The organism is Methylophaga thalassica (assembly GCF_030159795.1).
GTDB classification, from domain to species: Bacteria; Pseudomonadota; Gammaproteobacteria; order Nitrosococcales; family Methylophagaceae; genus Methylophaga; species Methylophaga thalassica.
The window spans coordinates 51069-64811 of the sequence record NZ_BSND01000013.1 but is presented as its reverse complement, the minus strand read 5'-3'; the positions used below and the strand labels follow the sequence as shown (position 1 = coordinate 64811).

General features: G+C 45.6%; 12 protein-coding genes and 1 tRNA gene. 3 read left to right on the top strand and 10 right to left on the bottom strand.

Features of this window, described 5'->3' with window-relative positions:
* Positions 1 to 4 precede the first annotated feature (4 nt).
* The 3 genes from QQL60_RS13090 to QQL60_RS13080 form a co-directional block, all read right to left on the bottom strand.
* Positions 5 to 3175, bottom strand: coding sequence for an efflux RND transporter permease subunit (locus QQL60_RS13090; RefSeq protein WP_284723571.1), 3171 nt, complete (start codon positions 3173 to 3175; stop codon positions 5 to 7).
* A gap of 12 nt (positions 3176 to 3187) precedes the next feature.
* Positions 3188 to 4270 carry an efflux RND transporter periplasmic adaptor subunit gene (locus tag QQL60_RS13085; protein WP_284723570.1) on the bottom strand — a complete coding sequence of 361 codons (1083 nt, stop codon included), beginning with the start codon at positions 4268 to 4270 and terminating at the stop codon, positions 3188 to 3190.
* A gap of 246 nt (positions 4271 to 4516) precedes the next feature.
* Positions 4517 to 5818 carry a DEAD/DEAH box helicase gene (locus QQL60_RS13080; RefSeq protein ID WP_284723569.1) on the bottom strand — a complete coding sequence of 434 codons (1302 nt, stop codon included), beginning with the start codon at positions 5816 to 5818 and terminating at the stop codon, positions 4517 to 4519.
* A 298-nt stretch (positions 5819 to 6116) separates the two neighbouring features.
* Between QQL60_RS13080 and QQL60_RS13075 the strand changes: the two genes are divergently transcribed.
* The 3 genes from QQL60_RS13075 (at position 6117) to QQL60_RS13065 (ending at position 8864) form a co-directional block, all read left to right on the top strand.
* A complete protein-coding gene (locus QQL60_RS13075; RefSeq protein WP_007144211.1) occupies positions 6117 to 6845 on the top strand; it encodes a plastocyanin/azurin family copper-binding protein in 729 nt (242 codons plus the stop codon).
* 68 nt (positions 6846 to 6913) lie between these two features.
* Positions 6914 to 8665: a 30S ribosomal protein S12 methylthiotransferase accessory factor YcaO gene (ycaO, locus tag QQL60_RS13070; RefSeq protein WP_284723568.1), complete on the top strand. Its 1752-nt coding sequence runs from the start codon at positions 6914 to 6916 to the stop codon at positions 8663 to 8665.
* Positions 8666 to 8787: 122 nt separating this feature from the next.
* Positions 8788 to 8864, top strand: a tRNA-Asp gene (locus QQL60_RS13065).
* Positions 8865 to 9045: 181 nt separating this feature from the next.
* On the opposite strand, the gene QQL60_RS13060 is transcribed toward QQL60_RS13065, so the two are convergent.
* From QQL60_RS13060 to QQL60_RS13030, 7 genes are read right to left on the bottom strand one after another with little or no spacing between them, the layout of a single operon-like run.
* Positions 9046 to 9795, bottom strand: a complete 750-nt coding sequence (locus QQL60_RS13060) for an HAD family hydrolase (protein ID WP_284723567.1) — start codon at positions 9793 to 9795, stop codon at positions 9046 to 9048.
* Entirely contained in the window at positions 9785 to 9976 is a 192-nt protein-coding gene (locus QQL60_RS13055) for a DUF3012 domain-containing protein (RefSeq protein ID WP_007144203.1), read from the bottom strand. The genes QQL60_RS13060 and QQL60_RS13055 overlap by 11 nt, the downstream gene beginning before the upstream one ends.
* Positions 9977 to 9993: 17 nt before the next feature.
* The gene (locus QQL60_RS13050; RefSeq protein ID WP_284723566.1) at positions 9994 to 11271 is read right to left on the bottom strand and encodes a dihydroorotase; all 1278 of its coding nucleotides are present in this window, start codon (positions 11269 to 11271) and stop codon (positions 9994 to 9996) included.
* A complete protein-coding gene (locus tag QQL60_RS13045; protein WP_007144201.1) occupies positions 11268 to 12242 on the bottom strand; it encodes an aspartate carbamoyltransferase catalytic subunit in 975 nt (324 codons plus the stop codon). Before QQL60_RS13045 ends, QQL60_RS13050 begins: the two co-directional genes overlap by 4 nt.
* Positions 12239 to 12763: a bifunctional pyr operon transcriptional regulator/uracil phosphoribosyltransferase PyrR gene (gene pyrR, locus QQL60_RS13040; protein WP_284723776.1), complete on the bottom strand. Its 525-nt coding sequence runs from the start codon at positions 12761 to 12763 to the stop codon at positions 12239 to 12241. The genes QQL60_RS13045 and pyrR overlap by 4 nt, the downstream gene beginning before the upstream one ends.
* The gene (gene ruvX, locus QQL60_RS13035; protein WP_007144199.1) at positions 12760 to 13179 is read right to left on the bottom strand and encodes a Holliday junction resolvase RuvX; all 420 of its coding nucleotides are present in this window, start codon (positions 13177 to 13179) and stop codon (positions 12760 to 12762) included. The genes pyrR and ruvX overlap by 4 nt, the downstream gene beginning before the upstream one ends.
* Positions 13176 to 13736, bottom strand: coding sequence for a YqgE/AlgH family protein (locus QQL60_RS13030; protein WP_007144198.1), 561 nt, complete (start codon positions 13734 to 13736; stop codon positions 13176 to 13178). The genes ruvX and QQL60_RS13030 overlap by 4 nt, the downstream gene beginning before the upstream one ends.
* Between the last annotated feature and the right edge of the window lie 7 nt (positions 13737 to 13743).

Below are 13743 nucleotides of genomic sequence, written 5' to 3'. Positions count from 1 at the left end.
TTAGTTACATTCTCGTCGTTGCTTCATTAATCTCTGTTTTCTTAACGGAGAAGCGTTCAGCCCAGTTTAAAACAGTGATTAACAAGCTGGGTAAAAAGGTCAGCGTGACGATCATTGAACATAAAATGCCAACCAGCACGACGATACCGACGCCGCGATAAAGCTCCGTCCCTGCACCTGGAATAAAGACCAAAGGTGCCAGACCAAACACGGTAGTGGCGGTAGACATCAAGATTGGACGCAAGCGAGTGGCAACCGCCTGATTGACCGCATCACGCACAGATACTGCTTTATCTTCTAAATTTCTTCGCGCCTGTTCAACAATCAGAATAGGGTTGTTGACGACAGTACCCAGCAAAATGACAAAACCAAGCATGGTAATCATATCGAATGGTTGAATAATCGCTGGAAGACCAAACAGGTTGAGTAATGGCCCGGCGGCATTGACTGCCGCTAAGCCGACAATACCTCCAGCAATACCTAAGGGCACGGTCGCAAGAATGAGTAGTGGATACCACCAGTGACTAAAGATAGCGACCAGCAGCAAATAAATAAGAATTAACGCAATGACAAGGTTGCCTGATAAGGATTCACGGGTAGCATCTAACTGATCAGCGGCGCCCGAAATGCTGATAGAAACCCCTTTAGCCACTTCCCCCTCAGCCTGCATATTTGGCAGCATTTGGGTGCGAACCTGGTTCACCGCGGTTTCCAGTGCAATTTCTCGTGGCGGAATAATCAGTAAGGTGACGGTACGACGACCATTCACACGTCGTAATTGATCACTGTCTACCGTATCAACAATATTCGCCAGCGCATTTAAGGGTAAAACCGTACCTTGTGGCGTCATGATAGGCACATTAGCCAGTGACGACAGGGTTTGGTTTTGTCCGGCGGTGCTAAAGATGAACATATCAATTTTGTCATCATTCATAAAAAACTCATCGACATAAGCGCCATCACTCAGCGCTGCTACCGTGTAACCAAAATCATCTGCAGACATATCAATCTCGGCTAGTCGATCCCAGTTCGGACGAATTTCAACTAAGGGTTGATCGAGAGACAGTGCTGAAGGTTCAGACTCGATCTGCGGATTGCCAAACAGCTTTTCAGCACGTCTCATTGCATATTCAGCCGTGCTGTAGAGACTTTCCTGATCGGCGCCGGAAATATCGAGATTAACAGCGCGTGTGCCTCCCTGATTGCTGGAAATAATCGAACCCCGGTTCGAGAAACCACGCATTCCCGGATATTCTTTAAACATCGACGTGAGTGCATCCATCATCGCCTGTAAATCTTTTGGACGAACAGGTTCACTCAGAATCCATATTGAGCCTGGATTAATCCGCTGAAAATAATATTTCAGTGCAGGTAAGCGGTGTTCACCGTTATCAAACTTTTGTGGATCGGCATGCAAGGCTTCGCTTAAATGCTGGCGGATATCATCTGCCAATAAACGCATCTCAGGTATGTTATAGCCGGGAGGGGCAATCATCATACTGAAGGCTTTGGGTTCTTCACCTTCCGGTAAATACTCAGCTGGTGGTAGCAGATACCAGCCAGCGCCCATGGTGCTGGTAAAAATAATCACAATGGAAAGTAAGCGTTTTAAAGGTGAGGTATTGAGCCAGCTGACCATTTTTAAAATCGGGCCAGGATGTTTTAAATCATCGCCATGATCTCGATCATCACCAAACCCAACCCGGGCACAGGCAGCCGGTACCACGGCAACAGCAAATAGCATAGAGGCTAAAATAGCTGTAGATATCGCAATCGCAATATCTGAATAAAGTTGACCCGCTTCTTCATCAACAAATAACACCGGAGCAAACACTAATACCGTGGTCATACTGGAAGCCAGTACCGCAGTCCAGACTTCTTTTACGCCAGTAATGGCCGCTTGAATCCGATCTAATCCACGTCGACGTGCCTGTTCAATACTTTCCAAGACCACAATGGTGTTATCCACGGTCATACCTATGGCAAAAGCAATCCCTGCCAGAGAGATCACATTGATCGTGCGATCAAAGGCGAGTAAACCGATAAAGGCGGCAATCGTACATACCGGCATGCCGAGTAGGCCGATAACGGTGGCTCTGCCCGAACGTAAAAATAAATACAGAATAAGTGTCGCAAGAATGGCGCCCAGAGCCAGGTTCTGCGTGACTTTTTCTACAGAGGCTTGAACATAACGAACGTCATCACCTATCAGGGAAATAGTTAAACCGTTAGGATGAAGTTGATCCTGGCGGATTTCATCAATTTCTTTCAGCATGGCCTGTTTGATATCAATGACATTTGAGCCTGTTTCTCGCTTAACGGCCATGGTCAGTGCCGCTTCATCATTGACTATCGATAAACCTCGCACTTCATAGTGATCCAGCCTGACTTCTGCCACGTCTTTGAGTTTGATATCCGCATTATTGCGATGAGCCAGAGTCAATTCTCGAAGGCTTTCAACATCTTTGAAACGTCCTACGGTCCGGATAAAGTAACGGCGCTTACCATCGTCAAGATCGCCGGCTGAGGTATCTCTGTTACGTTCACGAATGGCGTCTCTGACATCAGTTAAGGACAGACCTCGTTGTGCGAGTTTGGCGGGATCTATATGGATTTGTATTTGTCTTTCAGCACCACCACGAAGTTGAACTTCAGATACTCCAGGAACCCTTTCCATACGAGGTCTGACATCATCATCGATGAAATCAGTGACCATATCCATATCAAGGCTCAGTGGATTTCCGGGCAGCGGGGTAACAGCAAAATACATAAAGGCATTTTCTGAGAAAGAACTGCTATATAGCCGCGGTTGATCGACATTTTCTGGGTAATTGGAGACCTGACTGAGTGCGTTAGAAACTTCGATAAGAGTTTCATTCACATCAACCCCAAACGGAAATTCCAGCTCGATTGTAGCCTGGCCAGTATCTGCCAGTGATTCCATTCTAGCCAGATTCGGCACACTGCGCAGATAGCGTTCTTGTTCGATGAGGATTTCTTTTTCAATATCCTGTGGTGTTGCTCCTGGCCAGCCGGTAACCACGCTGATGGTTTGCACATCGAGATCAGGAATCATCTGGACTGGAATACGTTTTGCTGCGGCAATGCCCAGTACCATAATGATAAGAACGATAACCGTAAGTAGCTTTCCGTTTCTGATGGGGGCTTCAAGCATAACTAGACCTGACTATTGTTCTGAGTCAACGATGGTAACGTTTTGCCCATCACGCAGAACTTCGTTACCGCGTGTGACAACCCTGTCGTCTAGTGTGATACCAGATAAAATGGTCACGCCCTGACTGCTTTGATTGCCGATGCTGACTTTATGGCGTTTGGCAATGCCATCTTTTACTACAAAGACACTGTAACCACCGTCAGGGTGTAAAAGTAATGCATCTCTGGGGATAATGGTTCGCTGTTGGTTCTGTTGATTGTCATTCAAGCCAATAATGGCTTTTGCTGAGGTACCCGGTAGTAAGCTGATGTCGCCTGTATCGATAAGAATTCGTACTAAAAAGGCTCTCGCTTGTGGGTCGCTGACCGGAACAATGGCATTTATGGTCCCTTTAAAACGCTTATCAGGAAAAACATCAGGAATGACTTCCACGGTATTTTGCCGGTTAATTTCTGAAAAACGTTCCTGTGGTACTTTGACATCAAGCCGGACTTTATTGGTTGCCACCAGTTCTAGTACGGTTGTACCCCGGTTTACCCATTCACCCACTTCGGTAAGTTTAGCGCTGATAACGCCTGAAAAAGGGGCTGGTAAGCGATGTCGAGTCAATTCTTCCAGTGCTGATGCTTCAGCCGCTTTTGCGGCCATAAGTGCTGCTTCGGTCAGTTTTAGATTGGATAATCGGCTGGCATTTTCACTGGCGGAGATATAGTTTTTTTCACGTAAACCTTTGGCTTCATCAACAAGCCGCTGCGCCTCATTCCGAGCTGCTTGTGCTTCAGCGGTGGCGGCTTTGGCCTGATTCAAAACTTGTTTGGACAAGGCAGGATCTAACTCGAGTAATAGTTCGCCTTTTTTTACTTTACTTCCTGCATCAACCAGAACACTCGACACCAAGCCATCAACACGTGGTGAAAGCATGGCTTGTTTTTCTGCGGTGAGTGTACCACTTAGAGTTAAGTTATCACTTACTTTCGATTTTTCTGGCGATATGACTGATACAGGAGTTTCAGCATAGACTGTCGTGATGGTTAAAAATCCGTACAGGGCGAATAAAAATAGATAGATTGATTTTAAATAATAACTATTCTTCATATTATTCCGTTATACCAAGTCGTCGCTAACTTAGGTGGTAAGTCAGAGCTTAGTTCCCCGATATGTAAATATTTGTTAAGAATGGTGATACGAAGATTACATTGATTAGTGGTTTTTTACTAATACGCTAATTCAGACAAATTGAGATGGTTGATAAAGTCTTATTATGAATCCACTACTTTCTGACATAGTTGGAGTTATGCAGACGCATAGTATTGGCTAACTCTGCGTCTGAATATATCAGTCTTATCGTGGTTTTTTATTTGTTCTATTGGCAGGTTTGGCCCGTGGCGGACGACGCGCAGGTCGTTTTGCTGGCGTTGCATTGTCAGCATTTGCTCTAGGTGGACGGCGTTTTGCCGGACTACGGTTAGAGGGTGCTTTTTTAGTAATGCTGTAACTATCAGGCACATCATGTGTCGGTTCAAAACCATCCACATACTCTCGTTCCAGTTTATTACCGATAAGTTTTTCGATATCTTTGAGTTGATCAATTTCATCAGCACTGACTAATGATATCGCTTCTCCAGTGGCTCCAGCACGGCCAGTTCGGCCGATTCGGTGAACATAATCAGCAGCCACATTGGGCAGATCAACGTTGATGACATGAGGCAGTTGATCAATATCTAACCCTCTTGCGGCAATATCTGTAGCAACTAATACCTGAATCGTATTGGACTTAAAATCAGCCAGCGCTCGTGTTCTTGCTCCCTGACTTTTATTACCGTGAATGGCCGCAGCTTTCAGGCCGTGATCTTCCAGATATTTCGTTAATTTATTGGCGCCATGTTTTGTTTTCGAAAACACTAACACCTGATACCAGTTGTTATCCTGAATGAGTTGGTTCAGTAGCGCCGGTTTTTGTTTTTTATCAACAGGAATGATCCACTGTTTCACTTTCTTAGCGGTGGTATTCGCCGGTGCAACAGAAATCTCAACTGGGTTTTTTACCAGACGTTTTGCCAGCTCGCGGATCTCATTAGAGAATGTCGCCGAAAAGAGCAAGGTCTGGCGGTTTTGCGGCAACATATTAATGATCTTGCGGATATCATGAATAAACCCCATATCCAGCATACGATCTGCCTCATCCAGCACCAAGACTTCCAACTCATCAAAGCGAATCGCATTTTGTTGGTAAAGATCCAGAAGACGTCCAGGTGTGGCCACTAATACATCAACGCCACGGCGCATTTGCATCATTTGAGGGTTTATTTTAACGCCACCAAACACCACAGCTGAACGTAAGGGTAAATATTTACCGTAAGTTTTAATGCTTTCTTCGACTTGGGCGGCGAGTTCACGCGTCGGTGTTAACACAAGGGCACGAGCCTGATTAGCGCGGGCTGGTTTGCCTTCAGACAGTTTATGCAGAAGTGGTAAGGTAAACCCTGCAGTTTTACCTGTGCCAGTTTGGGCAGCAGCCATCACATCATTACCCTGCATGATTGCAGGAATGGCTTTGGCTTGAATTGGAGAAGGGGTCGTATAACCTGATTCTGTGACGGCACGTTGCAGTGGCAGAATGAGGCCTAACTCGGAAAATGTCATAATTTACTCAATATAAAGCGTTATAGTGAAAACAGCGTCTTCGCATTATTCAGCGTGTGTCGTTGGATAAGGTTAACAGTCACGGTTTTGTTACATCGACAAAAAGTGATGTAAAAGCGGAGGTAATGCCAGAACGTCTGTTAACACATGGAACTGATTGTTTACCATGAATTCAGGTAACGACGAGTTCTATAGATGCAATTATGACAGAGTTTTAATGAGAATATTGTTTTCTCTACACTAAATCGTTAGTTGAGAATGTTATCATTCACCTATGAATTTTTATCCAGGAGGAATCATGAAGAAAAAATCGATTTTAATTGCTATTGTGATTGCGTTACTAGCAATCTTTGTTGTGGCGGCTGTCTCCACAGTGTTTGTTAACGATAGTAAAGAACGTTACGCCAATGTCTCATCTAATAAGTCCGATGATGCTGTTGCACCAGCCTCAGTTAAAGATGAATCAACACAGCCACTGGCACAAAATGAAGTCGGTGGGGTGAATGAGACAGTTACCGAGCATATGGAAGATGCGAATGAAGCTGTACCCGAAACGGTGGTAGATGAAGGCGCGATAGCAGAACCGGATACGACTGAAGAAGCGACAGCGCCGGTTGAACAAGACCAAGCAGAAGCGGCTCCTGCAGAACAAGAACAAGCCTCTGCCGAAGCAAAAACACATATCGTGACTGCGGTCGGTCTGAAGTACGAACCTTTGGTGATTCAAATTCAACCTGGCGATAAAGTCGCCTGGGAAAATATGCCAACACATGACACCCAATCTCTGGAAGGTCTTATTCCAGAAGGTGCTGAAGCATGGCATTCACAAATGGGTGAAAACTATCAGCGCACCTTCACGGTTGAAGGGATTTATGTTTACAAATGCACGCCTCACTTTGGTGCTGGCATGGGGGGGGCCATTATTGTGGGTAACCCTGTCAATCTGGATCAAATCAAAGCGGCTGATGCAAAAGGTGCAGCAGCACGTCTGGTGAAAAAAGCCATTGCTGCCGCTGAAAAAATGTAAGAAACAGCTGATGATGTCAATCAACCCTCTGCTCGTACCGGGCAGGGGGTTATTTTTTGGAAGAAATGATGACTGAGCAAACATTTATTAAGGGTAAAGATCGTGATCTGGAAACCAGTATTGCGACCATGCAAGCAAAGCTAAAGGCATTTGGTTTTGATGTGGAAGAAGCCTCGTGGCTGAATCCGGTCAGTCATGTTTATTCTGTACACATACGGGATAAAACCTGTCCGTTGATGTTTACCAATGGTAAAGGTAGCTCTGCTAAAGCCTGTTTAGCCAGTGCCTTGGGTGAGTATTTTGAGCGCCTCAGCTGTAATTACTTTTTTGCTGATTTTTATTTAGGTGAGCAGCATAGCCAGGCACCCTTTGTGCATTATCCGAATGAGCGCTGGTTTGTTTCCAATGATGGTGAGATGCCTGAAGGTTTATTAGATGAAGGCTTATGGGATCACTTTGATCCAGAAAGAACACTGACACCAGAGAAATTATTTGATACTAACTCCGGTGCTGGTGAAAGAGGCATCTGTGCGGTGCCGTATGTGCGTCAGCGTGACTACGAAACCCTCTATTTCCCGGTGAATATCATCGGTAATATCTATGTCAGCAATGGTATGTCTGCAGGCAATACCCAGAATGAGGCTCGTGTTCAGGGTTTATCTGAAGTGTTTGAGCGTTATGTCAAAAACCATATCATCGCTGAAGGGATTTGTTTACCCGAAGTGCCACAGTATGTCATCGACCGGTTTCCTAAAATTAAAGCCGCATTAGAAGAGCTTGAGGGGCATGGTTATCACCTAAAAGTGGCTGATGCCTCACTAGGTGGTCAGTTCCCTGTGATGAACGTGACCTTGATTAATCCGAAAGATGGTTCTGTGTTTGCTTCTTTTGGTGCCCATCCCAGCTTTGAAGTGGCTTTAGAAAGAACGGTCACTGAGTTACTTCAGGGTAGAGGTCTGGACCAACTGGATGTGTTCCATCCACCGACATTTGACATGGAAGAGGTGGCATCACCACAAAACCTGGAAATGCACTTTATAGATTCCAGTGGTTATGTCTCCTATGACTTTTTTCGTGATGCGCCAGATTACGAATTCTATGACTGGGATCACGATGCGCCTACCCGCGATGAGTTTACTTATCTGACCGATATCATTCATGAGATGGGGTTTGATATCTATATTGCCGACTATGAGCATCTGGATGTCTACGCTTGCCGTATTCTGGTGCCAGGGATGTCGGATATCTATCCAGTGGATGAATTGCTCTGGGAAAATAATAATGAAGGCGCCTTATTTCGCGAAGACTTATTATCACTGAAGTTTCGTACCAAAGAACAATGGCGTGAGTTATTAGTTGCTTTGGAAGATGGTGGTTATAACGACCATACACCGGTTGCTCAGTTTATAGGTTTAGCGCCTGATCCTGGCACTTTGTGGTCAAGCATTCGCTTAGGTGAAATCAAATTGATGCTGTGTCTAGCTTTGGAAGATGAGCAGGCATTGGAGTGGGTGGACTGGTGTTTGTCGCTGGGGCAAGGCGATGAGGCGCAATTACGCTTCTATCGCTGCTTAAAAGCGTTACTGGACATCAAGTGGGATGATGAGCGTGAATATAAAGACTATCAGCAGTATTTGGCCTTAATGTACGGTGAGCAAAATGTGCAAGATGGCATCGCTATTGTTGATGCAAAAACAGTTTTCCATCAATTACATACACCTGGTCTGAGCCTGCATGGCTTTGAACGTCATAATGCACTGTTGGCTGGCTATGAAAAACTTCAAAAAGCCAAAAAAGCGTACTGGGATAAAAAGGATTAAGAGCGATTTAAAGGTGAGAGAAAAAATTTTTACATGAAACACTAACACCTTTGTAAAAATTGCTGTATATTCTCTCGCTTCTTCGGCCAACAGACGTTTTTTCGTCTGCCAAGAAGGATAGTGGAGCGGTAGTTCAGTTGGTTAGAATACCGGCCTGTCACGCCGGGGGTCGCGGGTTCGAGTCCCGTCCGCTCCGCCATTATTCCTTTATTAAATTTCCCCACCTTATTTTTCTATCCTGAGATGAGCTTCTCTCGAATCCTCCCAAACCTGGCTATGCAATAATATTTACTTTTCTATATGTGTTAATACCGCATAAACGATGGGCTATCTATGCAAAATCGATTTAGATGTCGTCCATCAGTATTTGATAAGCAAGATCAAAGCTGCGCGAAATCAGACAGCTGGATAACAGAGATTCTGTCTATATTATTTGCACTTTCCTTATCTGAAGCGGTGTTGTAGCCCCAACTCGCCAGATAGAGCTTGATATCATCCAGACCGTCTTCAGTGATGACATTAATCAGTGCTGGAAGTCTATCCTCAATGAAAACAATCTCCATATCCGGTTTTTCGGCGTGCAGATCGCTGAGGACCTGTTGTTTGCTCATATTTCTGTCCAGGCCATAAACCTGTGCTATTGGCAGTGAAATCTGATTCGCTTTGAGAATATGATCAACGAAGCGTTCCTGTTTTGTAGTGATAATGACCAGATTATCCGTTGGAATGGTCCGAAGTTTTTCAGCAATACCTTCGAATAATGGATTCATAGCAATCCAGCTATCAAAGTCGTCCCTAATCCATTCATCGCGGGTTTTACCGAAGACTTCTTTCAGTTCATCGACAAACATATCATCGCGGATCATCAACGCTTCAATCTGATGATGAAATGCAGACATGAGTGTGTCAGCAGACATGCCTTCATACAGCAGTCGCATGATAAGCACGGCCTCATAGCCCGTTTCCATGACTGGACGCACTTGCCGGAATTTTTCCAGTAAATCATCAGGCATCTCAGTTGGCATATCTGCCCATACTTTCAGGGCAACCTTCCAACCTGCTATGCCAGTCTCTATAGCGCTATCACAGATAACACCATCAAAATCCAGCGCGTAGAGTTTATTTGTCATTGCTTGGGAAAATACAGTAACGAGTGAAGTCAGCGGCTTCGTTGGCAGTCCAGTCGCCTTTGGCTTTATCTTTCATCATTTGGCACCAGTCTTCGCTGCCTACTTCTGGGCTACAGGCGGTTATCATGAAAAATGCAGCAATTAACGTGGCGCAGCATAAAGCCATTTTTATTGATTTCATCTTGTTTCCTTTAACTCTTAATCTCGTTCATGAACTAAGCGACCATGAAATAAAGTATGGCTGACCTGGTGGTTAAATAACCAGCCTTCAAAGGGGCTATTTTTACCGGCACTGACAAAGTTTAACGGTTGGCATTCATATTCAGAATCAGGATCAATTAAGCAGATATCGGCAGTAGCCCCCACTTTAAGCTGTCCAGAGTCGATACCCAGAATGTCTGCCGGGTTACAGGTTAGAGCAGCTAAAGCAGTGTGCAAATTAACCTCGTCATCTTCTACTAACTTCATTGTTAATGGTAATAAGGTTTCAAGACCAGAAATACCAGGTTTTGTTTCTGCGAAGGGCCCTAATTTATCGTCTTTATCAAGTGGTTGATGATGAGAAGATATCGCTGAAATAACACCATCACGGACACCTTGTTGCAGTTGCTCTCGGTCGCGGATACTGCGAAATGGCGGCAATACATGGCTCAACGCATCGTAATTACCCAGGTCATGCTCGGATAAATGTAGATGATGGGCACTGACATCAGCGGTTACCGGTAATCCTCTATTTTGTGCATCACGAATTAATTTGACCGCTTTTGCTGTGGATAAATTATGAAAGTGAGCACGCACTCCGGTTTGTTCAATTAAGATCAGGTCGCGACTGACAGCAATGGTTTCAGCACTTTCTGCAATGCCACCTAACCCGAGTCGCGAGCTAACCGCTCCGTCATGTACACAACCCTGGCTTTGTAACCATGGATCGGCAGGCGTGATAAAAACCGTCATATCGAGTGTGGCAGCATAAGCCATAGCTCTTTGTAAGATGACACTATTTTTAATCGGAGACAGTCCATTACTGATTCCGACACAACCAGCGGCTTTTAGTCTGGCCATCTCGGCTAATAATTCACTGTTCAAATTTTGCGTCATTGCGCCCATGGTCAATACCATGCTGCGACCGGATTTTTTAGCGCGATCCTCAATGAGTTCAACTACGGTGGGATTATCAATCACCGGTGCCGTGTCGGGCGGTACACAGACCGTGGTGATGCCACCAGCGGCTGCTGCCTTGGTTTCTGTGAGGATAGTGGCTGTGTGTTCCTGTCCCGGCTCACGTAATCTGACACTGAGATCAATTAACCCGGGGCAAACGATTAAACCGGTTGCGTCAATGGTTTTATCAGCCTCAAAGCCATCTAATTGCTCGCCGATAGCGATGACTTTTCCATCGCTGATATAGACATCCTGGCGGGCATCAAACTGGCTTGCAGGATCGATAACACGGCCATTTTTTATACGAATTTTCATGCTGGCAGCTCGTTTTGTTCTGATTGTGCACCCATAGCCATGGACATCACGGCCATTCTGACAGCAATACCATGAGTGACTTGTTCTAATATGACCGATTGTGGGCCGTCAGCCACGGATGAGGCAATTTCGACGCCTCGGTTGATCGGGCCTGGGTGCATTACAATGGCATCTGGTTTAGCGAGTTTGAGTTTGTCGTCTGTTAGCCCAAAGCAGTGGAAATACTCTCTGGCGCTGGGGATTAAAGCCCCTTGCATACGTTCAAGCTGCAGACGCAGCATAATAATCACGTCAACATCTTCTAAGCCTGCTTCCATATCGTGATACACATGCACGCCGAGCGTCTGGCAGTCGGCAGGCAGTAGGGTTTTGGGACCAATAACACGAATTTCACCAACGCCAAGTGTTGATAACGCTTGAATCTGTGAACGCGCCACCCGTGAGTGCAAAATATCACCGACGATCGCCACCCGCAGATCAGGGAAGCTTTTTTTATGGCGACGAATGGTAAACATATCCAGCATGGCTTGTGTTGGATGAGCATGACAGCCATCACCCGCATTAATGACGCTGACATGAGGTGAGACATGTTGAGCAATAAATTCAGCGGCACCGCTTTGATTGTGTCTGACAACAAACATGTCTGTGTGCATCGACTCAAGGTTGTGCAAGGTATCGAGCAGACTTTCACCTTTTGAAGTGGCTGAGGTGCTGATATTAAAATTCATGACATCGGCAGACAGACGTTTTGCGGCCAGTTCAAAGGTAGAACGGGTACGAGTACTGTTCTCAAAAAACAGGTTAACGATGGTTTTCCCCCGCAGGATGGGGACTTTTTTTACCTGACGATTGGTGATGCCCGAAAATTGCTCTGCCCGGTCCATAATTTCCGTCAGTAGTGGCTTTTTTAGTCCTTCAATCGTGAGGAAGTGGCGTAGCTGACCGCTTTCCGTCAATTGGTTGTTATTCATTCAGCCTTGCCTTTGTTTCGATATTCCAACTGTAATCCTGAGCTATTAGTGAGTTTGATATGTTGGCCTTTGGCGACCTCAACGGTTTTTCCGATGATATCTGCCTGGATAGGCAGTTCACGCCCATTGCGGTCAACCAAAACCACCAGCGTGACGCTGGCTGGGCGGCCATAGTCAAAAATCTCATTGAGAGCGGCACGAGTGGTGCGTCCACTATGCAGCACATCATCAACCAGAATCAGATGACGGCCATCTACGCTAAAAGGCAAATCCGATGGTGTCACCTGAGGGTGCATGCCAATGCGGGTGAAATCATCCCGATAATAGGCAATGTTAAGGGTGCCGAGTGGCGCGTCGAAAAAATCCTTACCCAGAATATCCTGTAAGGCTTTAGCTACCCATACGCCTCCGGTATGAATACCGACGAGTAAGGGTTGTTTTTCCGCGAATTTCTCGCGAATATCTGCTGCCATATCATTGAGCAGGTTCTGAACTTGATTTTGGGTCAGTGCGATGGTCATTGTTGGTTCAGCCATGATTGAAGTATGAGTTGTGCAGATAACTGATCGACGTCACTGCGTTGACGAGAGTCCATTTTACTGCGGATTCCCATTTGGTCTAGTGCTTCGTATGTTGTCAGTCTTTCATCTTGCCATTCCACTGGAATATTAAATCGACCATTCAGTCGATTTCCAAACCGTTTAGCGGCGGCCGTCATTTCTTGTTCAGTCCCATCCATATTCAGAGGAAGACCGACGATAAGCAGATCGGGTTGCCACTCTTTCAGCAGTTTTTCTATTTGCGACCAGTCCGGAATACCATCACGTGCCTTGATTGCGGTCAGCGGGTTAGCTGTGGCCGTTAATTCCTGACCGACGGCAATGCCGATATTTTTCATGCCGAAATCGAAACCAAGTAAGGTCCTGGCTGCACTCATGAGTGGCCTGCAAAGTTAGACATCAGGTTAATATCAACGCCGATAGATTTAGCGGCTGCTTGCCAGCGCTGTTCGGCTGGTGTGGTAAATAATAACTCATGACTGGCTGGAACAGTTAGCCAGCTATTTTCCATGAGTTCCTCTTCTAGCTGACCTGCGGACCAACCGGCATAACCCAGGGTTACCAGGGCATTAGATGGGCCTTCATCGGTACCAATGGCTTCAAGAATATCAGTGGATGTGGTTAAGATAACATCGTCAGATAATTGCAGACTCGATTTCCAGGGGGACTGAGCCTGATCATGTATCACCATGCCCTGGCCTTTTTGCACCGGTCCCCCAAATAAAACCGGTGTGTTTTTTATGCTTTCGGAGGGGTTCTCAATATGAAGGTGAGATAAGAGTTCTTCTAACATGACACGGGTCGGTCGGTTAATAATCAGGCCCATAGCACCATTTTTATCATGTTCGCAGAGATAAATGACCGAACGATAAAAAAATGAATCGGCCAGAGCAGGCATCGCAATCAGAAAATGGTTTTGTAATGAAGACTCCATAGCACTC

Bases quoted from the DNA above. Each gene is read 5' to 3' on its own strand.
- QQL60_RS13090 (WP_284723571.1), bottom strand. From the start codon at position 3,175: ATGCTTGAAGCCCCCATCAGAAACGGAAAGCTACTTACGGTTATCGTT.
- QQL60_RS13085 (WP_284723570.1), bottom strand. From the start codon at position 4,270: ATGAAGAATAGTTATTATTTAAAATCAATCTATCTATTTTTATTCGCC.
- QQL60_RS13080 (WP_284723569.1), bottom strand. From the start codon at position 5,818: ATGACATTTTCCGAGTTAGGCCTCATTCTGCCACTGCAACGTGCCGTC.
- QQL60_RS13075 (WP_007144211.1), top strand. From the start codon at position 6,117: ATGAAGAAAAAATCGATTTTAATTGCTATTGTGATTGCGTTACTAGCA.
- ycaO (WP_284723568.1), top strand. From the start codon at position 6,914: ATGACTGAGCAAACATTTATTAAGGGTAAAGATCGTGATCTGGAAACC.
- QQL60_RS13060 (WP_284723567.1), bottom strand. From the start codon at position 9,795: ATGACAAATAAACTCTACGCGCTGGATTTTGATGGTGTTATCTGTGAT.
- QQL60_RS13055 (WP_007144203.1), bottom strand. From the start codon at position 9,976: ATGAAATCAATAAAAATGGCTTTATGCTGCGCCACGTTAATTGCTGCA.
- QQL60_RS13050 (WP_284723566.1), bottom strand. From the start codon at position 11,271: ATGAAAATTCGTATAAAAAATGGCCGTGTTATCGATCCTGCAAGCCAG.
- QQL60_RS13045 (WP_007144201.1), bottom strand. From the start codon at position 12,242: ATGAATAACAACCAATTGACGGAAAGCGGTCAGCTACGCCACTTCCTC.
- pyrR (WP_284723776.1), bottom strand. From the start codon at position 12,763: ATGACCATCGCACTGACCCAAAATCAAGTTCAGAACCTGCTCAATGAT.
- ruvX (WP_007144199.1), bottom strand. From the start codon at position 13,179: ATGAGTGCAGCCAGGACCTTACTTGGTTTCGATTTCGGCATGAAAAAT.
- QQL60_RS13030 (WP_007144198.1), bottom strand. From the start codon at position 13,736: ATGGAGTCTTCATTACAAAACCATTTTCTGATTGCGATGCCTGCTCTG.